Raw genomic sequence first — 21,208 nt, 5'->3', positions numbered from 1 at the left:
GAAAAGACGAAGGCCCGGATCCATTGGGATCCGGGCCTTCGTCGTGCCTGTTGTGCGTTCAGCCGTGTCGGTCCCAAGCTGTGGGCGTGAAGTGCGGTTCGCTGGGCAGCAGTTGCTTCCGGACGTGTTTGACTTGTCTCTCTGTGGGCATGTCGACAAAACGCTGTAGTGACCTCACTGGCCGCGATATACCAGGTGTACGCGGGTTACAGGTGGTGCGACGATGGTATTTATGGGGGACAGGGCAACTCTGTTGGAGACAGGGCGGTTTGTGCAGCGGCGCGGCCAAGATGGGGAAAGTGCGGTAGACGCGGCTTTCGCCGCTGCCATCGTCGGGGCGGGCGCACCGGTCCAGCGGACCGGCGCCATCGACGCGAGCGCCACCGCGACCGCGTCCGACGAGGACACCACGGACGCGGTCGACGCCGCGGACAGCGCCGAGAGCGAGGCGCGCCACCGGCGCGCCGCCGACGCGGGGGACACCGCGTCCATGAGCGTCCTGGGCGCGCTGCTGCTGCGCCGCGGCGAGCTGGACGGCGCCGAGCGGTATCTGCGCGCCGCCACCGCCGACGGGGACCGCGCCGCCGCGAACAACCTGGGCGTCCTGCTGCACCAGCGCGGCTACCCGGACGAGGCCGCCGGCTGGTGGCGTATCGCCGCCGTGGCCGGATCCGCCGCCGCCGCGCATGCGCTCGGCAGGCACTTCCGCGAGCGCGGCGACGAGCCCGGCGCGGAGTACTGGCTGCGCCAGTCCGCCGAGCAGGGCCACGCACTGGGCGCGTACGCGCTGGCCGACCTGCTGGAGCACCGCGGCGACGTCGGCGCGGAGCGCTGGCTGCGCGCCGCCGCCGAACAGGGGCACCGTGAGGCCGCCTACCGGCTGGCCCGCGCCCTGGAGCGGAAGGCCGTCAAGGACCCGCACGAGGCCTTCGGCCTGGGCCGAGGCCCCGCTTCCGGACGAACCGGAACGGGCCTCGGCCTGCCGGGCGACCCGCCCGCACCCGCCCATGGCCGGGCGGCGGGCCCCGCGGGCGTCAGGAGCGCGGCCGACGGCGACAGCCCGGTGGCGGGACCCGCCGCCGGCCGGGTCGGCGAGGCCGAGCAGTGGTACCGCCAGGCCGCCGCCCGGGGCCACCGGCGCGCCGCCCTGCACCTCGGCGCGATCCTGGAGCAGCGCGGCGAGCTCAAGGAGGCCGGACGCTGGTACCTCACCTCCGCCAAGGACGGCGAGCCGCGCGCCGCCTGTGCGCTCGGGTTCCTGCTGCGCGACGCGGGCGACGAGGAGAGCGCCGCCGTGTGGTGGCTGCGCGCCGCCCAGGACGGTGACGGCAACGCCGCCAACGCGCTCGGCGCGCTGCACGCCGCACGCGGTGAGCAGCAGACCGCCGAGCGCTGGTACCGGGCCGCCATGGACGCGGGCGACGTCAACGGGGCGTACAACCTCGGCCTGCTCTGCGCCGCCCAGGACCGTACCCCGCAGGCCGAGCAGTGGTACCGCCGCGCCGCGTACGCCGGGCACCGCGAGGCCGCCAACGCGCTCGCGGTGCTCCTCCTCCAGGCCGGCGACCACACCGGGGCCGAGCCCTGGTTCTCCAAGGCGGCCGAGGCGGGCAGCGTCGACGCGGCCTTCAACCTCGGCATCCTGCACGCGGGACGCGACGAGGACCGTACGGCGCTGGGCTGGTACGAGCGCGCCGCGGCGGCCGGGCACACCGACGCCGCGCTCCAGGTCGGCATGGCCCTGCTGCGCGACGGCGAGGACCGGGAGGCCGAGCGGCACCTGCGCTGCGCCGCGGGCGGCGGCAGCGCCGAGGCGGCGTTCCGGCTGGCCGGGGTGCTGGACGCACGCCAGCCGCCGCCGGGACCGCCCGCGCTGGGCGAGCCGATGCCGGAGAAGACCGAGTGCGAGGAGTGGTACGAGCGGGCCGCCCAGCAGGGTCACCGACGCGCCCAGGTCCGGGTCGGCATGCTCGCCGCCGCCCGCGGGGACGTGGAGAGCGCCGCCCACTGGTACCGGGAGGCCGCCGAGGCGGGCAGCCGCAACGGGGCCTTCAACCTCGGGCTGCTGCTGGCCCGCGAGGGCAGCGAGCGCGAGGCCGCCCTGTGGTGGAGCCGTGCGGCCGCCGCCGGGCACGGCCGTGCCGCACTGCGCCTGGCGCTCCTCGCCGCTCGCCGGGGCGAGCTGACCGAGGGGCAGCGCTGGTGCGCCCGGGCGGTGGAGCTGGGCCCGGCCGAGGTGGCCGAGCGGGCCGCGCGGCTGCGCGAGGCGCTGCACCAGGAGCTGACGGCGTAACCCCTTCGGGCCCACGGGCCGGCGTGAATGAATTTGCGCCGCCCGACCTGCTGACGTAATGTTGCATTCACCGACGCGGGGTGGAGCAGCTCGGTAGCTCGCTGGGCTCATAACCCAGAGGTCGCAGGTTCAAATCCTGTCCCCGCTACTGAAAAGACGAAGGCCCGGATCTCATCGAGATCCGGGCCTTCGTCATGTCCGGCGACCTGAGAAGCCGGGCCCGCCCGGAGGCGGGCCCGGAGAAGGGGTCGGGTCAGGCGGTGGCGGCGCAACTCGGGCAGATGCCGCGGTACGTCACCTCGACGCCGGAGACCATGAAGCCGTAGCGCTCGTCCGCCGGCAGGTCCGCCAGCGGGTTGCCCGCGGGGTGCACGTCCCTGATGGCGCCGCACCGGGCGCACACCAGGTGATGGTGCGGGTGGTGCGCGTTCGGGTCGTAGCGCTTGGCCCGGCGGTCGGTGGAGACCTCCAGCACCTCACCGAGGGACACCATCTCGCCGAGGGTGTTGTAGACGGTGGCGCGCGAGATCTCGGGCAGCCGGGAAACGGCCCTCGCGTGGACCTCGTCCGCCGTCAGGTGCACGTGGTCCCCGTCGAGGACCTCGGCCACGACGCGCCGCTGTGCCGTCATACGCCAGCCGCGTCCACGAAGTCGTTCCAGCAGGTCGCTCATGGGGCCCAGCCTAACAGTGGGGGAACCGAGTCCCGATCAGGTGTGACTTTGGATGCTCGCTTGACTTGGACAAAGTCCATTGTAGGATCGAGACCGGCATACGCCAGGGACAGGCTGTGCGGAACATCGGACCGACGATCGAGGTCGGCCGATCACTGGAGTGCAGGACATGACGCAGGAGGCGCACGTGACGCAGGGACCGCTCACTACGGAGGCCGGCGCGCCGGTAGCCGACAACCAGAACAGCGAGACCGCTGGCGTCGGCGGTCCGGTTCTCGTCCAGGACCAGGCGCTGCTGGAGAAGCTCGCCCACTTCAACCGCGAGCGCATCCCGGAGCGGATCGTGCACGCCCGCGGCGCCGGCGCGTACGGCACCTTCACGCTGACCCGCGACGTCTCGCAGTGGACCCGGGCGAAGTTCCTCTCCGAGGTCGGCAAGCAGACCGAGACCTTCCTGCGCTTCTCCACCGTCGCGGGCAACCTCGGCTCGGCCGACGCCGTGCGCGACCCCCGCGGTTTCGCGCTGAAGTTCTACACCGAAGAGGGTAACTACGACCTCGTCGGCAACAACACCCCGGTGTTCTTCATCAAGGACGCCATCAAGTTCCCCGACTTCATCCACACCCAGAAGCGCGACCCGTACACCGGCTCGCAGGAGGCGGACAACGTCTGGGACTTCTGGGGTCTTTCGCCCGAGTCGACGCACCAGGTGACCTGGCTCTTCGGCGACCGCGGCATCCCGGCCACGCTGCGCCACATGAACGGGTACGGCTCGCACACGTTCCAGTGGAACAACGAGGCCGGCGAGGTCTTCTGGGTCAAGTACCACTTCAAGACCGACCAGGGGATCAAGAACCTCACGACGGAGGAGGCCGTCCGGCTCTCCGGTGTCGACCCCGACAGCCACCAGCGCGATCTGCGCGAGTCGATCGAGCGCGGTGACTTCCCGTCCTGGACGGTGCAGGTCCAGATCATGCCCGCGGCGGACGCGGCCGGCTACCGCTTCAACCCGTTCGACCTCACCAAGGTGTGGCCGCACGCGGACTACCCGCCGATCGAGATCGGCAAGCTGGAGCTCAACCGCAACCCGCAGAACATCTTCGCCGAGGTCGAGCAGTCGATCTTCAGCCCCGCGCACTTCGTGCCGGGCATCGGCCCGTCCCCGGACAAGATGCTCCAGGGCCGGCTCTTCGCGTACGGCGACGCCCACCGTTACCGCGTCGGCATCAACGCCGACCACCTGCCGGTGAACCGCCCGCACGCCACCGAGGCGCGGACCAACAGCCGGGACGGCTTCCTCTACGACGGCCGTCACCAGGGCGCCAAGAACTACGAGCCGAACAGCTTCGGCGGCCCGTCCCAGACGGACCGCCCGCTGTGGCAGCCGCTCCCGGTCACCGGCGCCACCGGTAACACCGAGGCCGCCGTCCACGCCGAGGACAACGACTTCGTACAGGCGGGCAACCTCTACCGGCTCTACTCGGAGGACGAGAAGACCCGGCTGATCGAGAACCTCGCCGGGTTCATCGCCAAGGTCTCGCGCGACGACATCGCCGAGCGCGCGATCAACAACTTCCGCCAGGCGGACGGCGACTTCGGCAAGCGGCTGGAAGCCGCGGTCCAGGCCCTCCGCGGCTGACCGGACGCCTGCCGTCGACGGTGGGCCGGATCCCCTCGCGGGGTCCGGCCCACCGGTCGTTCCCGCGCCGACCGCACGCCGGGCGAGCGGTCAGCCGGCGGCCGCGACCGTACGCCGGACGGGCGCCCAGCAGCGGATGATGTCGCGCACCGACACGATGCCCACCGGCCCGTCGCCGTCCAGCACGATCAGATGCCGGAACCCGCCGTGCGTCATGGCCTCCGCGGCCTCCTCCAGCGTCCAGGCCGGGGCGGCGAACACCACGTCGGTGGTGGTGTGGGCGGACGCGGTCTCCCGGTCGGGGTCCAGCCCCGATCCGAGCGCGTCGAGGATGTCGCGCTCGGTGATGATGCCGAGCCCGCAGGTGTCCGGATCGTGGACGACAGCTGCCCCTATGCGGCGGGCCGACATCAGCCGGGCCGCCTGGCGGAGCGTATGCGTGGGGCCGATGGTGAGGACCACCGTGCTCATGGCGTCACGGACGAGCATGTAACGAGCCACCTCCTCGGCGAGCCGACTCCGTGAGTCGATTCACAAGTTCACAAGTGGGGGGACTCTCAGAGTCGCACCCTTGGGGCGGGTCGACAAGGGGTGGGTGAAGCGTGGGGAGGGCGCCCGAAAAGCACATAACGCGCCCCGGCACGTCTTGCGGACCGTACGGTCTGGGATGAAACCCGAGAGGGGCGGTCAGTACCGCTGGTTCAGATAGCCCAGCAGTTCGTCGTGGAGCGGCCCGTTGGAGGCCGCCGCGTTTCCGCCGCCCGGACCGTCCACCCCGTCCAGCGAGGTGAACCGGCCGCCCGCCTCCTGCACGATGATCGCGGTCGCCGCCATGTCCCACAGCGAGAGCTCCGGCTCCGCGCAGATGTCCACGGAACCCTCGGCGACCATCATGTACGGCCAGAAGTCCCCGTAGCCGCGGGTCCGCCAGCAGGCCCGGGTGAGGTCCAGGAGGCCGTCGAGCCGGCCCTGCGCCTCCCAGCCGGCCAGCGAGGAGAACGCGAACGAGGCGTCGGCGATCCGCTCCACCTTCGACACGTGCATCCGGGTCGCGGAGGTGAGGCTGCGGCCGGTGAAAGCGCCCGCGCCCTTCGCCGCCCACCAGCGCCGGTTCAGCGCCGGCGCGGAGACCACGCCCATCACCGGCTGGAAGCCTTCCTCGCCCGCCTCCATCAGCGAGATCAGCGTCGCCCACACCGGTACGCCGCGCACGTAGTTCTTGGTGCCGTCGATCGGGTCGATCACCCAGCGCCGCGGTCCGCTGCCCTCGATCCCGTACTCCTCGCCCAGGATCGCGTCCCTCGGGCGGGCCCGCTGCAGGTGGCCCCGGATCAGCTCCTCGGCGGCCTTGTCGGCCTCGCTCACCGGCGTCATGTCCGGCTTGGTCTCCACCTTCAGGTCGAGAGCCTTGAACCGGTCCATCGTCACCGCGTCGGCGGCGTCCGCCAGTACGTGGGCCAGGCGCAGATCATCGTGGTAGTCGGGCATGCCGTCACAGTATCCAGCGCCGCCGGGCGCGGGCTACAGCGCCCCCGTGCCTCCCGGGGCCCTTGACAGCCCCCGGGAGCGCGTCAACTCTGAACCGCAGGGTCCCGGGGCCGGGGAGGCGACGATGCCGACAGCACGGCAGGCACTGCTGGACGCCGCCCTCAGGGCGCTGGACGAGGGGCCCTGGCGCACGGTGCGCATGGTCGACGTCGCGGCCCTGGCAGGAGTCTCACGGCAGACCCTCTACAACGAGTTCGGCACGAAGGGCGGACTGGCCGGGGCCCTGCTGCGACGGGCCGCCGACGGCTATCTCGCCGGGGTGGACCGTGCCCTGACCGCCCCCGCCCCCGACCGTCCGGCCGCCGTCGCGCTCTGGACGGTGCGGGCCGCCCGCCAGGACGTGCTGGTCAAGGCGCTGCTCACGGGGTACTGGGCGGAGGGGCTGCCCCCCGGAACATCTGCCGGGCCCCGGGGGAGGTACGGGCGGGAGACCGCCGCCGGCCCCCGGGGAGCTGCTCGCGCTCGTACGGGACCGGATGGCGGCGGTGTCGCCCGGGGCCGCCGCCGGGCGCTGCGAGATCGCGTTACGCCTCGCGCTGTCCTGTGTGATCGTTCCGGTGCCGGGCGACGACGCCGCGGACAACCGTGCGCTCGGACTCGTACGGGAAGGGGCGCAGGCCGCGGTTCCGGTGGGCCTCAGTGGGCCGAGCCGGACAGCTGGAGGCCGATCACCCCGATGATCACCAGCGAGATCGACACCAGCTTCAGCGTGGAGACCACGTCACCGAGGAAGATCATGCCGTAGATCGCCGTCCCGGCCGCCCCGATCCCGGTCCACACCGCGTACGCCGGACCGACGTCGAGCTTCTTCAGCGCCAGGGTCAGCAGACCGAAACTGCCCAGCGCGAACGCGGCGAACGCGATCGTCGGCCAGAGCCGGGTGAATCCGTGGGAGAGCTTCAGACACACGGCGAAGCCGGTCTCCAGCAGTCCTGCGACCACGACCAGCAGCCAGGGCATCGTCAGTTGCCTCCCGCGTAGGTGACGGCTTCGGTGCGATTATGCCTTTACCGTTTGTTGAAGCTCGCAAACATGCCCGCGCCGCCCTGGCTGAATCCGGCCGGACGAGCCGTCAGTCGCCCTCGCGCCGTTCGCGGGTCGCGAGCAGCCGGCGCAGGGAGTCCAGGCGTGCCGGGTCGGCGTGCCCCTCCGCCACCCAGGCGTCCAGCGCGCACTCCGGCTGGTTCTCGTCGTGGGTGCAGCCGCGCGGGCAGTTATCGGTGCCCGGTTGCAGGTCCGGGAAGGCGTTGATGACCCGGGACGGGTCCACGTGGTGCAGGCCGAAGGAGCGCACGCCCGGGGTGTCGACCACCCAGCCCCGGTCGCCGGGCAGCGGCAGCGCGAGGGCCGAGGTGGTGGTGTGCCGCCCCCGGCCGGTGACCGCGTTGACGATGCCGGTGGTCCGTCGCCGCTCCGGCGGCACCAGGGCGTTGACCAGCGTCGTCTTGCCGACCCCGGAGTGCCCGACGAAGGCGGTGACGCGGTCGTTGAGGAACTCGCGCACCTGGTCCGCCGCGTCCCCGCTCTCCAGCTCCTCGCGGCTGGTCACGATGTACGGGACGCCCAGCGGGGTGTACGCCTCCAGCAGCTTGTCCGGAGACGCCAGGTCCGACTTGGTCAGTACCAGGAGCGGGGTGAGGCCGCCGTCGTACGCCGCCACCAGACAGCGGTCGATCATGCGCGGGCGGGGTTCCGGGTCGGCCAGCGCGGTGACGATCGCCAGCTGGTCCGCGTTGGCGACGACCACGCGCTCGTACGGATCGTCGTCGTCCGCCGTGCGGCGCAGCACCGTGCGGCGCGGGGCGATGCGCACGATCCGGGCCAGGGTGTCCTTCTCGCCGGAGAGGTCGCCGACGATGGAGACGGTGTCGCCCACCACGGCGGCCTTGCGGCCCAGCTCGCGGGCCTTCATCGCCACCACGGTCCGGCCCTCGACGAGGCAGGTGAGCCGGCCGCGGTCGACGGTGAGGACCATGCCGTCCTCGGCGTCCTCGTGCTTGGGCCGGATGTGCGTACGCGGCCGGTTGCCCTTGCGGTTGGGGCGGACGCGGATGTCGTCCTCGTCGGGGTTCTTCCCGTAACGGCGCATGTTCTAGGCTCCGAGCATTCCGGTCCACATGTCCGGGAAGTCCGGCAGGGTCTTGGCGGTCGTGCCCACGTTCTCGATCTCCACGCCCTTCACCGCCAGGCCGATGATCGCCCCGGCGGTGGCCATGCGGTGGTCGTCGTACGTGTGGAAGACGCCGCCGTGCAGCGGGCGCGGGCGGATGTGCAGCCCGTCGGCCGTCTCGGTGACGTCGCCGCCCAGTTCGTTGATCTCCTTGGTCAGCGCGGCCAGCCGGTCCGTCTCGTGCAGCCGCAGATGGGCGACGCCGCTCAGCGTGGAGGGGGAGTCGGCCAGCGCCGCGACCGCCGCGATGCCCGGGGTCAGCTCGCCGACCTCGCCGAGGTCCACGTCGATGCCGTGGACACGGCCCGTGCCGGTGAAGGTCAGCCCGCGTTCGGTCAGCTCGCAGCTGCCGCCCATCGCGGTGAAGATCTCGCGCAGCGCGTCGCCCGGCTGGGTGGTGCGCTCGGGCCAGTCGGGGATCGTGACCCGGCCGCCGGTCACCAGGGCCGCGGCCAGGAACGGCTGGGCGTTGGACAGGTCCGGCTCGATCGTCAGGTCCCGGCCGAGCAGCGCGGAGGGGGAGACCCGCCACACGTCTCGCTCGCCGCCCGTCTCCGGTTCGTCCACCTGCGCGCCGACGGCCCGCAGCATGTCGACGGTCATCCGGATGTGCGGCATCGAGGGGAGCGTGGACCCGGTGTGCCGGACCTCCACGCCCTGGTTGAAGCGCGGTCCCGACAGCAGCAGCGCCGAGACGAACTGCGAGGAGGACGAGGCGTCGATCGCCACCGGGCCGCCCTCCAGCGCCCCGCCGCCGTGCACGGTCAGCGGCAGCGCCCCGCGCCCGTCGTCGTCGATCCGCGCGCCGAGCGCCCGCAGCCCCTCGATCACGCCGGTCAGCGGGCGCTCGTAGGACCGGGGGTCGCCGTCGAAGCGGACCGGGCCGTCGGAGAGTGTGGCGACGGGCGGCAGGAAGCGCATGACCGTGCCGGCGTTGCCGACGTCGACCGCCGCCGGGCCGTGCAGCCCCGCCGGGATGACCCGCCAGGCCTCGCCCGAACTGTCCGGGGAGGCCGCGGCGGACGGGCTGGAGGCGGACGAGGAGGAGACGGTCTCCTCGATCCCGACGCCCATGGCGCGCAGCGCGTCGGCCATGAGCAGGGTGTCGCGGGAGCGCAGCGGGCGGCGCAGCCAGCCCGGCTCGGCGGCCAGCGAGGCGAGCACGAGCGCGCGGTTGGTGACCGATTTGGATCCGGGCACGGTGACGGTCGCGTCGACGGCGCCGCTCGCGTGGGGGGCGGGCCAGAGGGCGGGGTGCACGGAACTCTCGGTCATGGCCCTTACTTTAGTGGCTCCCCGCAAACCCGGATCATCACCAAAAGGGCGGAAACCGTCCCGTAACGAAGGAGCGGTGCGGACCGCTGCGGCCCAACCCGCCCTCACCACCCCAGCAGCCACCGCCCGCCGCCGATCAGCGAGCACAGCGATACCGCGTGGAAGAGGAACAGCCACAGCACCGCCGGGGCGTGGGTCAGCCGGGCCAGCTGGTCCGCGTCGGAGTCCGGGGCGCCGCCGTGGCGCCGCTTGGACTGGAGCTCGAACGGCGGCCGCACGCCGCCCAGCAGCAGGAACCACACCACCGCGTACGCGAACGCCGACTGGACGTCCGAGGAGGCCAGCCAGGACACCAGCAGGAACGCGGTGCCGGTCAGGATGACGGTGAGGGCCCCGTACACATTGCGGATCATCACCAGCATCACCGCGAGCAGGGCCGTCGCCACCCACAGCAGGAGGGTGATCCTGCCGTTGGTCAGCAGCCAGGCACCCCCCAGGCCCAGCAGCGAGGGGGCCGTGTAGCCCGCCGCCGCCGTGAGGATCATGCCGATCCCCGTCGGCTTGCCGCGGCTCACGGTCAGGCCGCTGGTGTCCGAGTGCAGCCGGATGCCGGAGAGCTGCCGCCCGGTGAGCAGCGCCACCAGACCGTGGCCGCCCTCGTGCGCGATGGTGATGGTGTTGCGCGCGAGCCGCCATATCGGATTCGGCACGACGGCGATGAGCGCCAAGGTGGCCGTCACCACCACCAGCCACTGCTCGGGAGCGGACTGGGTTCCGGTGACGCGATCCCACAGATCGCCCAATTCGGTGCTGTTCATCGGCCGGGCGGCTCCTTGCGGTCGGGGTGGGCGGTCGTGGCAGTCTGGCACTTATGTGCGGACGGTATGCGGCGAGCCGGAACCCCGAGGACCTGACCGGGCTCTTCGGCGTCGAGAAGTGGGAACCCACGGAGGCCCTGGAGCCGGACTGGAACGTGGCGCCGACCAAAGAGGTCTACGCGGTTCTGGAGCGTCCTGTTAAGGACGCCGACGACCAGCGTCCGGTTCGCCAGCTGCGCGCCCTGAGATGGGGGCTCGTGCCGTCCTGGTCGAAGTCCCCCGAGGGCGCCGCCCGGATGATCAACGCCCGCGCGGAGACCGTGCACGAGAAGCCCTCCTTCCGCCGCGCCTTCGCCCAGCGCCGCTGCATCCTGCCCGCCGACGGCTACTACGAGTGGGTCACCGGCTCGGAGGAACGGCGGCTGGAGGAGACGAAGGGCAAGAAGCGGGCCCGCAAGCAGCCGTACTTCGTGACCCCCGCCGACGGGTCGGTCTTCGCCATGGCCGGACTGTACGAGTTCTGGCGCGACGCGACCCTGCCCGGCGACCACGGACACGCCTGGTGGGTGACGTGCTCGGTGATCACCACCGAGGCGGAGACCGCCCCGCTGGCCGTCGCCCCCGCCGAGGGGCCCGGTGCGCTGGCCGACATCCACCCCCGGATGCCGCTGATGCTCACCCCCGACCGCTGGGACGCCTGGCTGGACCCCACGCACACGGGCCTCGACGAGCTGCGCGCGCTGCTGGAGCCGCCGCCCGGCGGGCTGATGCGTGCCTACCCGGTCGCCACCACCGTCAGCAACGTGCGCAACAACGGACCCGAACTGCTGGAGGAGCTGGCCGCGCCGGAGGAGTCCACGCTGTTCTGAGCGGCGCGCGGGAGCCGTTCCGAGCGGCGCGCGGGAGCCGTTCCGAGCGGCGCGCGGGAGCTGTTTTGAACGGCGCGCGGGAGCCGGGTGGCCGCGCGGGAGAGGATGGCGGCGTGAGCCGTCAACCACGTACGCAGAACGTCACCACCGACGCCGGTGAGGCCCGGATCACCTGGGTCCGAGCGCCCGCGCCCCGCCTCGTGCTGGCCGTGAGCCACGGGGCGGGCGGCGGCATCGAGGCCCGCGACCTGAAGGCCCTGGCCGCGGCTCTGCCCGGGCACGGCGTCACCGTCGCCCTGGTGGAGCAGCCCTGGCGGGTGGCCGGAAAGAAGGTCGCGCCCGCCCCGAAGACCTTGGACACCGGCTGGCGCGGTCTGTGGCCCGCCCTGGCCGCCCCCGGGCTTCCCGTCGTCTCCGGGGGCCGTAGCGCCGGGGCCCGGGTCGCCTGCCGTACGGCGACGGAGCTGGGCGCGGCCGCCGTCCTCGCGCTCAGCTTCCCGCTGCACCCCCCGGGCAGACCCGAGAAGTCCCGCGCCGGCGAACTGCTCGGCGCCGGAGTGCCCACCCTGGTGGTGCAGGGCGGCAACGATCCGTTCGGCCGGCCCGACGAGTTCCCGCCCGGCCCGTACGAGCTGGCCGAAGTGGCCCACGGCGACCACGGGTTCGCGGTGCCGAAGAGGTCCGGGCAGACCGAGGAGCGGACGATGCGCGTCCTCACCGACGCGGTGGCCGGGTGGATCGCGTCACTCGGCTGACCGGATCGGCCCCGGGGTGACCCGGGCCTCACACACGTGGCACAGGCCCCGGGAATGCTCCGCCCGGGGGCGCTGTTGTTCGGGACGTCGGTACAGGTACGGGTACGGACACGTGGTACGCCGAACAACGTGGAGAGGGAGTCCGTCGCATGGGTTCGACCATCTGCCCCAGCCGCTCGAACGCCGCTGACCTGGAGTGGACCGTGCTGCCCGCGGCGAGGACCAGCCACGAGCGGCCGCCGGGCGGTGCTGATCGAGCGCCCGTCTCGAAGCAAGGTCGACTATTCTCCGATGCGAGCGGGTCCGGTTTCGGCTCCGCCACATCGTTGGAGGAGGTGGGTCCGGTCACTGGGACCGACACAGGGACCGACGACGGCCGTGCACCGGAGACGTCCGCCGAGCGCAACGCGCGCTTCGAGCGGGACGCCCTCGGTTTTCTCGACCAGATGTACTCGGCCGCGCTGCGCATGACGCGTAACCCGGCCGATGCCGAGGACCTGGTCCAGGAGACCTACGCCAAGGCGTACGGCTCCTTCCACCAGTTCCGTGAGGGTACGAACCTCAAGGCGTGGATGTACCGCATTCTGACCAACACCTTCATCAACTCGTACCGCAAGAAGCAGCGGGAGCCCCAGCGCAGTGCCGCCGAGGAGATCGAGGACTGGCAGCTGGCACGGGCCGAGTCGCACATGTCGACCGGTCTGCGTTCGGCGGAGTCCCAGGCGCTCGACCATCTCCCGGACTCCGACGTGAAGTCGGCGCTCCAGGCGATTCCCGAGGAGTTCCGCATCGCCGTGTATCTCGCCGATGTCGAGGGCTTTGCCTACAAGGAGATCGCGGACATCATGGGGACTCCCATCGGTACGGTGATGTCCCGGCTGCACCGTGGCCGCCGCCAGCTGCGCGGCATGCTGGAGGACTACGCCCGTGAGCGCGGGCTCGTCGCGGCCGGCGCCGGTGACTCGGACGATCGGAAGGGCTCGGCCTCATGAGTTGCGGAGAGCCGCACGAGACGGATTGCTCGGAGGTCCTCGACCATCTCTACGAGTTTCTCGACCGGGAGATGCCCGAGGGCGACTGCACCAAGTTCGAGGTGCACTTCGAGGAGTGCTCCCCGTGCCTGGAGAAGTACGGCCTCGAACAGGCCGTGAAGAAGCTGGTCAAGCGCTGCTGCGGGCAGGACGACGTTCCCACCGACCTGCGCTCCAAGGTGATGGGCCGGATCGACCTGATCCGGGCCGGCGAGGCCGTGCCCGAGCAGGACCTGACCGTGCAGGACACCGACCGGTCGGCGTCCGCCGCCGAGTAGTTCCCCCGCAGACGCACCGGCGGATCCCTGAGATCCGGTGGGACGGCCGCTGTGCCCCGATCGCCCGGGCACAGCGGCCCCCGCATGTCCGGGGCAGCGCTGGAGCGGCTCGGCCCCGGCACCGGGCGCGGCCACCGGCAACCGGTGGCCCAGGCTCTGGGACGCGCCCTCGCGCGGGCGGTCTGACTTGGCCGGAGCTGGGTAACCCATGGGTAATGAGCGGGCGTCCGGCCGGGCATGGTTGGATGCGAAAGCAGAGCGGATGACGAGGGTGTCCAGTCGGGACAGGCGGGAATCGTGAGGATCTTCGGGAAGGTACGGCATCGGCCGTCCGCCTCTTGGCGGCAGGCCACGGACCGCGCGTTCACGCTGATCGGCGACGGCCGGTACGAGGACGCGGGGGCGCTGCTGACGCGCGCGGCGGATCTGGAGCCCTGGCTCTCGGAGTCCTGGTTCAATCTGGCGCTGCTGCACAAGTTCCGGCACGACTGGGAGCAGGCGAGGGCGGCGGGCCTGCGGGCCGTCGCGCTGCTCGACCGGGAGTCGGGCGCCCCGGACTGGTGGAACGTCGGGATCGCGGCCACCGCGCTCCAGGACTGGCCGCTGGCGCGGCGGGCCTGGCAGGCGTACGGCCTGAAGGTCCCCGGCGGCGGTCAGCACAGCGCGGCCACCACCGAGCCGACCGGTATGGAGCTGGGCAGCGCCGCCGTGCGGCTCTCGCCGGAGGGCGAGGCCGAGGTGGTCTGGGGCCGCCGGCTCGACCCGGCCCGGATCGAGGTGCTCTCGATCCCCCTGCCGTCCTCCGGGCGGCGCTGGGGCGAGGTCGTCCTGCACGACGGGGTGCCCAACGGCGAGCGGGTCACCGCGGCCGGGCCCTCGTATCCGGTGTTCGACGAGATCGAGCTGTGGGCTCCCTCACCGGTGCCGACCTGGGTGGTGCTGCTGGAGGCGGCGACCGAGGACGACCGGGACGCGCTGGAGAAGCTGGCCTCGGACGCCGGGTTCGCCGCCGAGGACTGGTCCTCCTCCGTACGGCTGCTGTGCCGGGCGTGCTCGGAGAGCCGGATGGAGAGCGACGAGGGCGACGGGGAGCACCTGGACCCGCACGATCACAGCGAGCCGGGCCACCCCGGGCCGCTGGGCCACCGCACCGCGGGCGCCGGAGACCTGTGGGTCCCGGAGCGCGAGTGCGGTCTCGCGGCCCCCGCCGGGCTGGTGCGCGGGCTGCTGGACGGCTGGGTCGCCGACAGCCCGGACAGCCGTGAGTGGCGGGATCTCGAAGAAGTCTGCTGACCTCTGCCCGTAGGCTGTAGGCGCACCGATCGCGGTGCTGTTCCTCCGAGCGCCCCGAGTACCCGGGCGCTCGGGTCACCGAGTCTGAGGTTTTGCAGGAAGGCGTACGGCGGACATGTCGCAGCAGGAGACGGACGGGCGGATCGGAGTGGACGACGAGGGGTTCCTCGTCGACACGGAGGACTGCGAGGAGCGCGAGGCGGCCTACCGCGAGCGCGGCACCTCCCGTCCGATCACGGTCGTGGGCAACCCGGTGCTGCACAAGGAGTGCAAGGACGTCACCGCGTTCGACGACGAGCTGGCGCGGCTGATCGACGACATGTTCGCCAGCCAGAAGACGGCCGAGGGCGTCGGCCTGGCCGCCAACCAGATCGGCGTGGACCTGAAGGTCTTCGTCTACGACTGCCCCGACGACGACGGGGTGCGCCACACCGGCGTCATCTGCAACCCGGTCCTGGAGGAGCTGGCCCCCGAGGCACGGGTGCTGGACGACTCCAACGAGGGCTGCCTCTCGGTCCCGACCGCGTACGCCTCGCTCGCCCGCCCGGACTACGCGGTGGTGCGCGGGCAGGACGCGCAGGGCAATCCGGTCAAGGTGCGGGGCAGCGGCTACTTCGCGCGGTGCCTCCAGCACGAGACGGACCACCTGTACGGCTACCTGTACATCGACCGGCTCTCCAAGCGGGAGCGCAAGGACGCGCTGCGGCAGATGGACGAGGGCACTCCGCGCTACGAGGTCGTCCCGAACGCCTGAGGACGGACGCCTCCGCAGGGACCCGTTACCGGTTCGCCGGTGCCGGGTCCCTGTCGGTTTCCGCTCCACCCCTGGCAGATAACTGCAGTTTCCCCGGACGTAGTTGACGCGCGTAGCTGTCTGCGCCAGGCTCGCCTGCACATCGACCGTGACGTTCAGAGGGAGACCCCTGTGCTGAGACGCACCGCACGCGTTCTGCTCGGACTTGTCATGACCATTACGTTCGCTCTGGGGGGTGCGGTGCTGACCGCCGGCACCGCCCAGGCCGACGGCTGCTACACCTGGAACCGCACCCTGAAGGCCGGGGCCACCGGCAACGATGTCACCCAGCTCCAGATCCGGGTGGCCGGCTACCCGGGCTACAACGCGGTGCTCGCCATCGACGGCTCCTACGGCCCCGCCACCACCGCCGCCGTCAAGCGGTTCCAGGCGGCCTACGGCCTGGCGGCCGACGGGATCGCCGGCCCCGCCACCCAGTCCAAGCTCTACGCGCTCCAGGACAACGACTGCACGCCGATCCACTTCACGTACCCCGAGCTCAACAAGTGCAACAGCACCTGGGCCGGCGGGAAGGTCGCCGCGGGCACGGCCAAGGCCAACGCGCTGAGCAGCATGTGGAAGCTGGAGGCACTGCGCCACGCGCTGGGCGACCAGTCCATCCGGGTCACCAGCGGCTTCCGCTCCGTCTCCTGCAACGCCGCCGTGGGCGGAGCCTCCAACAGCCGCCATATGTACGGCGACGCGGTCGACCTCGGCGCCTCCCCGCACTCGCTGTGCACGCTGGCCAAGCAGGCCCGCTACCACGGCTTCCGGGGCATCCTCGGCCCGGGCTACAGCGGCCACAACGACCACGTGCACGTCAACCAGGGCCCCAGCCGCTTCTGGTCGGCGCCCAGCTGCGGTATCTGACCCTCCTGCCCCCCCGCACCTTCCCGCACGTCCCGCAGGCCCCTCCGTGCCCGGCGCGCTCAGGCGACGTCGGGCACGGAGGCGGTCGCCGGGCCCCGGAAGGTGCGGCGGTAGGCGTTCGGCGTGGTGCCCAGCGACCGCACGAACTGGTGTCGCAGGGTCGCCGCCGTACCGAACCCCGTCTGCCCCGCGATCGTGTCGATCGTCAGGTCGGAGGTCTCCAGCAGGTGCTGGGCCAGCAGCACCCGCTGCCGCAGCAGCCACCGGTAGGGCGTGGTCCCGGTCTCCTGCTGGAACCGCCGGGCGAAGGTGCGCGGCGACATGTGCGCCAGCGCCGCCAGCTGCTCCACGCTCATTTCCTGGTCGAGGTGCTGTTCCATCCAGACCAGGGTCGAGCCGACCGTGTCGCAGGAGCTCCGGGGCAGCGGGCGGCTGATGTACTGCGCCTGCCCGCCGTCCCGGTGCGGCGGCACCACCATCCGCCGGGCGAGGGTGTTGGCCGCCTCCTGGCCGTACTCCTGCCGGATCAGATGCAGACACGCGTCGATCCCGGCGGCGGTGCCCGCCGAACTGATCACCGCGCCCTCGTCCACGTACAGCACGTCCGGCTCGACGATCGCCTTCGGGAAGCGCCGCGACAGCTCCGCCGCGTGCCGCCAGTGCGTGGTGCAGCGGCGGCCGTCCAGCAGCCCGGCCGCGCCCAGCACGTACGCCCCCGAACACACGCTCAGCACCCGTGAGCCGCGCGCGACGGCCCGGCGCAGGGCGTCGAGCACCTCCTCGGGATACTCCCGCCGTATGAAGTGGCTGCCCGCCGGCACGGCGATGAGGTCGGCCTCCTCCAGCCGCTCCAGGCCGTGCGGCGTGGAGATGGTGAAGCCCGCGTGGGTGTTCAGGACGGGCCCCTCGGCGGAGACCACCGCGAAGTCGTGCACCGGCAGGCCCTCCTCGCTGCGGTCCAGTCCGAACACCTCGCACAGGACGCCGAGTTCGAAGGGGTGGACCTCGTCGAGGAGGAGGGCGGCGACATTGGTCAGCATGGTGTGAGTGTGGCAGCTATTTGATGCCTCATGGCAGTCCTGCCACTGATGATTCTCGTTCCGGCGGTCCAGAGTAGAGGCATGAACACATTCCTGAACTACCTGGTCGTAGCGGCACTTTTCGCCTTCGTCCTCGCGCCCGTGGCCCTCGGCGTCGCCCGCGATCGCCGCATCGACCGCCAGCTGCGGGAGGCGGAACGCGGGCGGCGGGCGGCGGGGCCCCCGGAAACGCGGAGCGCCGCGCGACCGGTGACGGCTGCGCGGCGCTCCTACCTCAGAAGTTGGGCCAGGGTCTGAGAGACCCGTTGGGCCCGGAGGGTCTGGAACCGGAGGGTCTAGAAGTCGTCGTCGAACCCGACCGAGCCCTCGACCGCCACCTGGTAGGCGGACGGGCGGCGCTCGAAGAAGTTCGTCAGCTCCTGGACGCCCTGGAGCTCCATGAAGGAGAACGGGTTCTCCGACCCGTACACCGTCGGGAAGCCGAGGCGGGCGAGCCGCTGGTCGGCGACGCACTCCAGGTACTGGCGCATCGACTCGGTGTTCATGCCCGGCAGGCCCTCGCCGCACAGATCGCGGCCGAACTGCAGCTCCGCCTCGACCGCTTCCCGCAGCATGTCGGTGACCTGCTGCTCCAGCGCGTCGTCGAAGAGCTCCGGCTCCTCCTTGCGGACGGTGTCCACGACCTCGAACGCGAAGTTCATGTGCATCGTCTCGTCACGGAACACCCAGTTGGTGCCCGTGGCGAGACCGTGCAGCAGACCGCGCGAGCGGAACCAGTACACGTACGCGAAGGCGCCGTAGAAGAACAGCCCCTCGATGCAGGCCGCGAAGCAGATCAGGTTCAGCAGGAAACGGCGGCGGTCGGCCTTCGTCTCCAGCCGGTCGATCTTCTCGACCGAGTCCATCCACTTGAAGCAGAACTGCGCCTTCTCACGGATCGAGGGGATCTCCTCGACCGCGTCGAACGCCGCCGCCCGGTCGTCCGGGTCGGGCAGATAGGTGTCCAGCAGCGTCAGATAGAACTGGACGTGCACGGCCTCCTCGAAGAGCTGCCGCGACAGGTACAGCCGCGCCTCGGGGGAGTTGATGTGCTTGTACAGCGTCAGCACGAGGTTGTTGGAGACGATCGAGTCACCGGTCGCGAAGAACGCCACCAGCCGGCCGATCATGTGCTGCTCGCCCGGCGACAGCTTGGCGAGGTCGGAGACGTCCGAGTGGAGGTCGACCTCCTCCACGGTCCAGGTGTTCTTGATCGCGTCCCGGTAGCGCTCGTAGAAGTCCGGGTAGCGCATGGGGCGCAGGGTCAGTTCGAAGCCCGGGTCGAGCAGGTTCTTGTGGTCGTTGGTGCTCATTACTGGCAGGCCTCGCAGGACTCGGGGTTTTCCAGGGAGCAGGCGATGGCGTCCGCGTCGGGAGCCGACGCCTGCTGTACGGGAATGGGGGCGGCGGCCGACGCCTGGCCGGACGCGGCACGGGCGATCCGGGTCGCCGGGCGCGAACGCAGGTAGTACGTCGTCTTCAGCCCCTGCTTCCAGGCGTACGCGTACATCGAGGAGAGCTTGCCGATCGTCGGCGTCTCCAGGAACAGGTTGAGCGACTGGCTCTGGTCGAGGAACGGCGTACGGGCCGCCGCCATGTCGATCAGGCCGCGCTGCGGGATCTCCCACGCCGTGCGGTACAGCGCCCGCACGTCGTCGGGGATCCAGGCGAAGCCCTGCACGGAGCCGCTCGCCTCGCGCAGCGCCTCACGGGTGCGGGCGTCCCACACGCCGAGCTTCTTCAGCTCGTCCACCAGGTAGGCGTTGACCTGGAGGAACTCACCGCTGAGCGTCTCGCGCTTGAACAGGTTGGAGACCTGCGGCTCGATGCACTCGTACACCCCGGCGATCGAGGCGATCGTGGCGGTCGGGGCGATGGCCAGCAGCAGCGAGTTGCGCATCCCGGTCTTCGCGATCCGGGCGCGCAGGGCGTCCCAGCGCTCCGGCCAGTTCAGCCCGGTGGCGTAGTGGTCGGGGTGCAGCACCCCGCGCGCCGCCCGGGTCTCGGACCAGGCCGGCAGCGGGCCGGAGCGCTCCGCCAGGTCGCAGGACGCCTCGTAGGCGGCCAGCATGATCCGCTCGGAGATCTTCGTGGAGAGCGCGCGGGCCTCGGGGGAGTCGAAGGGCAGCCGCAGCTGGAAGAAGACGTCCTGGAGGCCCATCGCGCCCAGGCCCACCGGCCGCCAGCGGGAGTTGGAGCGCCCGGCCTGCTCGGTCGGGTAGAAGTTGATGTCGACGACCCGGTCCAGGAAGGTCACCGCGGTACGGACCGTGGAGTCCAGGCGGTCCCAGTCGATCGAGCCGTCCGCCACGAACGCGCCGAGGTTGACCGAGCCCAGGTTGCAGACGGCCGTCTCGCCGTCGTCCGTGACTTCGAGGATCTCCGTGCACAGGTTGGAGGAGTGCACGACCCGGCCCGGCTCGGCGGTCTGGTTCGCGGTCCGGTTGGAGGCGTCCTTGAACGTCATCCAGCCCTGGCCGGTCTGCGCGAGGGTCCGCATCATCCTGCCGTACAGCTCACGCGCCGGAATCGTCCTGCGGGCCAGGCCCTTGGCCTCGGCCGCCCGGTAGGCCGCGTCGAACGCGTCGCCCCACAGGTCGACCAGCTCGGGCACGTCGGCGGGGGAGAACAGCGACCACTCGGTGTCCGCGTCGACCCGGCGCATGAACTCGTCCGGGATCCAGTGCGCCAGGTTCAGGTTGTGCGTACGCCGCTGGTCCTCGCCCGTGTTGTCGCGGAGCTCCAGGAACTCCTCGATGTCCGCGTGCCAGGTCTCCAGGTAGACCGCCGCCGCGCCCTTGCGCCGGCCGCCCTGGTTCACCGCCGCGACGGAGGCGTCCAGCGTCTTCAGGAACGGCACGATGCCGTTGGAGTGCCCGTTGGTGCCCCGGATCAGCGAACCCCGGGCGCGGATGCGGGAGTACGAAAGACCGATGCCGCCCGCGTGCTTGGAGAGCCGCGCCACCTGGTGGTAGCGGTCGTAGATCGAGTCCAGCTCGTCCTTGGGCGAGTCCAGCAGATAGCAGGAGGACATCTGCGGGTGCCGGGTGCCGGAGTTGAAGAGCGTGGGGGAGGAGGGGAGGTAGTCCAGCCGGCTCATCAGCCCGTAGAGCGCGGCGACCTCGTCCAGCGCCCGCACCGACTCGTCCTCGGCGAGGCCCGCGGCCACGCGCAGCATGAAGTGCTGCGGGGTCTCGATGACCTGCCGGGTGATCGGGTGGCGCAGCAGGTAGCGGCTGTGCAGCGTCCGCAGACCGAAGTAGCCGAAGCGGTCGTCGGCGCCGTCCGTCAGGGCCTGCTCGACGAGCTTGTCCAGTGCGGCCGAGTGGAGCGCGACGAACGCGGCGGTGCGCTCCGCGATCAGGCCCTCACGGTGGCCCACGGCGACCGAGGCGGAGAAGGACGTCGCACCCTGGCCCGCGGCCTCGTCCGCGATCGAGCGGGTCAGCAGCCTGGCTGCCAGCCGGGAGTACGCCGGGTCCTCGGAGATGAGCCCCGCGGCGGCCTCGGTGGCCAGCGAGCGCAGCTCGGCCTCGTCGGAGCGGGCGTTGCGTCCGCGCAGCGCGGCGGCGGCGACCCGTCCGGGGTCGGTGTCGGGAAGATCGACGGTGAGGTCGGTCAGGGTCCGCAGCAGGGCGGTCCCGGGTCCGTCGTTCGTGCCTGCTCCGGACGGGGTGGAGGCAGCGGATTCGGTGGCTGAAACCGGATCGGCGGGCGCGATGGTCACTGGGCTTTCCCTCGCTCGGCAGGGGCCGGCGGCAGGCGGGGAAGCCGGGCAGCGCGAAACCCGGGGCAGGGCAGCACAGCTGACGGCGTCCACCGGC

General features: G+C 71.7%; 20 protein-coding genes, 1 tRNA gene and 1 pseudogene. 12 read left to right on the top strand and 10 right to left on the bottom strand.

Annotated elements, in window-relative coordinates:
* Positions 1 to 223 precede the first annotated feature (223 nt).
* On the top strand, positions 224 to 2,293 hold the full coding sequence (locus D581_RS0120940; RefSeq protein ID WP_026290747.1) for a tetratricopeptide repeat protein: 2,070 nt from the start codon (positions 224 to 226) through the stop codon (positions 2,291 to 2,293).
* Between the two features lie 74 nt (positions 2,294 to 2,367).
* Positions 2,368 to 2,441, top strand: a tRNA-Met gene (locus D581_RS0120935).
* A gap of 105 nt (positions 2,442 to 2,546) precedes the next feature.
* On the opposite strand, the gene D581_RS0120930 is transcribed toward D581_RS0120935, so the two are convergent.
* Positions 2,547 to 2,966 carry a Fur family transcriptional regulator gene (locus D581_RS0120930; protein ID WP_026290746.1) on the bottom strand — a complete coding sequence of 140 codons (420 nt, stop codon included), beginning with the start codon at positions 2,964 to 2,966 and terminating at the stop codon, positions 2,547 to 2,549.
* Between the two features lie 169 nt (positions 2,967 to 3,135).
* Here D581_RS0120930 and D581_RS0120925 point away from each other — a divergent pair, with 169 nt between their 5' ends.
* Entirely contained in the window at positions 3,136 to 4,605 is a 1,470-nt protein-coding gene (locus D581_RS0120925; RefSeq protein ID WP_018959158.1) for a catalase, read from the top strand.
* A 90-nt stretch (positions 4,606 to 4,695) separates the two neighbouring features.
* Here D581_RS0120925 and D581_RS0120920 read toward each other — a convergent pair whose 3' ends face one another.
* Entirely contained in the window at positions 4,696 to 5,094 is a 399-nt protein-coding gene (locus D581_RS0120920; protein WP_018959157.1) for a CBS domain-containing protein, read from the bottom strand.
* Between the two features lie 198 nt (positions 5,095 to 5,292).
* Positions 5,293 to 6,093, bottom strand: a complete 801-nt coding sequence (gene hisN, locus D581_RS0120915; protein WP_018959156.1) for a histidinol-phosphatase — start codon at positions 6,091 to 6,093, stop codon at positions 5,293 to 5,295.
* A 124-nt stretch (positions 6,094 to 6,217) separates the two neighbouring features.
* Here hisN and D581_RS1000000139890 point away from each other — a divergent pair.
* A pseudogene (locus tag D581_RS1000000139890) lies at positions 6,218 to 6,833 on the top strand (TetR/AcrR family transcriptional regulator).
* Here D581_RS1000000139890 and D581_RS0120910 read toward each other — a convergent pair.
* The 4 genes from D581_RS0120910 to D581_RS0120895 all read right to left on the bottom strand — a co-directional run bounded on the left by D581_RS0120910 (position 6,790) and on the right by D581_RS0120895 (position 10,416).
* On the bottom strand, positions 6,790 to 7,113 hold the full coding sequence (locus D581_RS0120910; RefSeq protein WP_010061553.1) for a DMT family transporter: 324 nt from the start codon (positions 7,111 to 7,113) through the stop codon (positions 6,790 to 6,792). The pseudogene D581_RS1000000139890 and the gene D581_RS0120910 sit on opposite strands and share 44 nt — an antisense overlap.
* A gap of 112 nt (positions 7,114 to 7,225) precedes the next feature.
* On the bottom strand, positions 7,226 to 8,242 hold the full coding sequence (gene rsgA, locus D581_RS0120905) for a ribosome small subunit-dependent GTPase A (RefSeq protein ID WP_018959155.1): 1,017 nt from the start codon (positions 8,240 to 8,242) through the stop codon (positions 7,226 to 7,228).
* 3 nt (positions 8,243 to 8,245) lie between these two features.
* Positions 8,246 to 9,598, bottom strand: coding sequence for a 3-phosphoshikimate 1-carboxyvinyltransferase (gene aroA, locus D581_RS0120900; RefSeq protein ID WP_018959154.1), 1,353 nt, complete (start codon positions 9,596 to 9,598; stop codon positions 8,246 to 8,248).
* 104 nt (positions 9,599 to 9,702) lie between these two features.
* A complete protein-coding gene (locus D581_RS0120895; RefSeq protein ID WP_018959153.1) occupies positions 9,703 to 10,416 on the bottom strand; it encodes a M50 family metallopeptidase in 714 nt (237 codons plus the stop codon).
* Between the two features lie 53 nt (positions 10,417 to 10,469).
* On the opposite strand from D581_RS0120895, the gene D581_RS0120890 reads away from it, so the two are divergent.
* From D581_RS0120890 to D581_RS0120855, 7 genes are all read left to right on the top strand, one after another.
* On the top strand, positions 10,470 to 11,285 hold the full coding sequence (locus D581_RS0120890) for an SOS response-associated peptidase (RefSeq protein WP_018959152.1): 816 nt from the start codon (positions 10,470 to 10,472) through the stop codon (positions 11,283 to 11,285).
* Positions 11,286 to 11,398: 113 nt separating this feature from the next.
* On the top strand, positions 11,399 to 12,040 hold the full coding sequence (locus tag D581_RS0120885) for an alpha/beta hydrolase family protein (RefSeq protein ID WP_018959151.1): 642 nt from the start codon (positions 11,399 to 11,401) through the stop codon (positions 12,038 to 12,040).
* Between the two features lie 335 nt (positions 12,041 to 12,375).
* Complete coding sequence (locus tag D581_RS0120880; RefSeq protein ID WP_007458152.1) at positions 12,376 to 13,032, top strand: sigma-70 family RNA polymerase sigma factor; 657 nt, start codon at positions 12,376 to 12,378, stop codon at positions 13,030 to 13,032.
* Complete coding sequence (gene rsrA / locus D581_RS0120875) at positions 13,029 to 13,349, top strand: mycothiol system anti-sigma-R factor (RefSeq protein ID WP_018959150.1); 321 nt, start codon at positions 13,029 to 13,031, stop codon at positions 13,347 to 13,349. The genes D581_RS0120880 and rsrA overlap by 4 nt, the downstream gene beginning before the upstream one ends.
* Before the next feature lie 297 nt (positions 13,350 to 13,646).
* Positions 13,647 to 14,642, top strand: coding sequence for a tetratricopeptide repeat protein (locus D581_RS0120865; RefSeq protein WP_018959149.1), 996 nt, complete (start codon positions 13,647 to 13,649; stop codon positions 14,640 to 14,642).
* A 115-nt stretch (positions 14,643 to 14,757) separates the two neighbouring features.
* Entirely contained in the window at positions 14,758 to 15,396 is a 639-nt protein-coding gene (def, locus tag D581_RS0120860) for a peptide deformylase (protein WP_018959148.1), read from the top strand.
* Positions 15,397 to 15,567: 171 nt separating this feature from the next.
* Positions 15,568 to 16,305, top strand: coding sequence for a D-Ala-D-Ala carboxypeptidase family metallohydrolase (locus tag D581_RS0120855; protein ID WP_018959147.1), 738 nt, complete (start codon positions 15,568 to 15,570; stop codon positions 16,303 to 16,305).
* 59 nt (positions 16,306 to 16,364) lie between these two features.
* Here the strand turns inward: D581_RS0120855 and D581_RS0120850 are convergent, their stop codons facing one another.
* A complete protein-coding gene (locus tag D581_RS0120850) occupies positions 16,365 to 17,345 on the bottom strand; it encodes a helix-turn-helix domain-containing protein (RefSeq protein WP_018959146.1) in 981 nt (326 codons plus the stop codon).
* An 81-nt stretch (positions 17,346 to 17,426) separates the two neighbouring features.
* Between D581_RS0120850 and D581_RS0120845 the strand changes: the two genes are divergently transcribed.
* Positions 17,427 to 17,642 carry a hypothetical protein gene (locus tag D581_RS0120845; RefSeq protein WP_018959145.1) on the top strand — a complete coding sequence of 72 codons (216 nt, stop codon included), beginning with the start codon at positions 17,427 to 17,429 and terminating at the stop codon, positions 17,640 to 17,642.
* Positions 17,643 to 17,680: 38 nt separating this feature from the next.
* On the opposite strand, the gene D581_RS0120840 is transcribed toward D581_RS0120845, so the two are convergent.
* On the bottom strand, positions 17,681 to 18,697 hold the full coding sequence (locus tag D581_RS0120840; RefSeq protein ID WP_018959144.1) for a ribonucleotide-diphosphate reductase subunit beta: 1,017 nt from the start codon (positions 18,695 to 18,697) through the stop codon (positions 17,681 to 17,683).
* Positions 18,697 to 21,111, bottom strand: a complete 2,415-nt coding sequence (locus tag D581_RS0120835; protein WP_018959143.1) for a ribonucleoside-diphosphate reductase subunit alpha — start codon at positions 21,109 to 21,111, stop codon at positions 18,697 to 18,699. Before D581_RS0120835 ends, D581_RS0120840 begins: the two co-directional genes overlap by 1 nt.
* Between the last annotated feature and the right edge of the window lie 97 nt (positions 21,112 to 21,208).

It is taken from the genome of Streptomyces sp. CNB091, assembly GCF_000377965.1.
The sequence above is the reverse complement of the archived record's forward strand: the minus strand, read 5'-3'. Positions and strand labels throughout refer to the sequence as shown.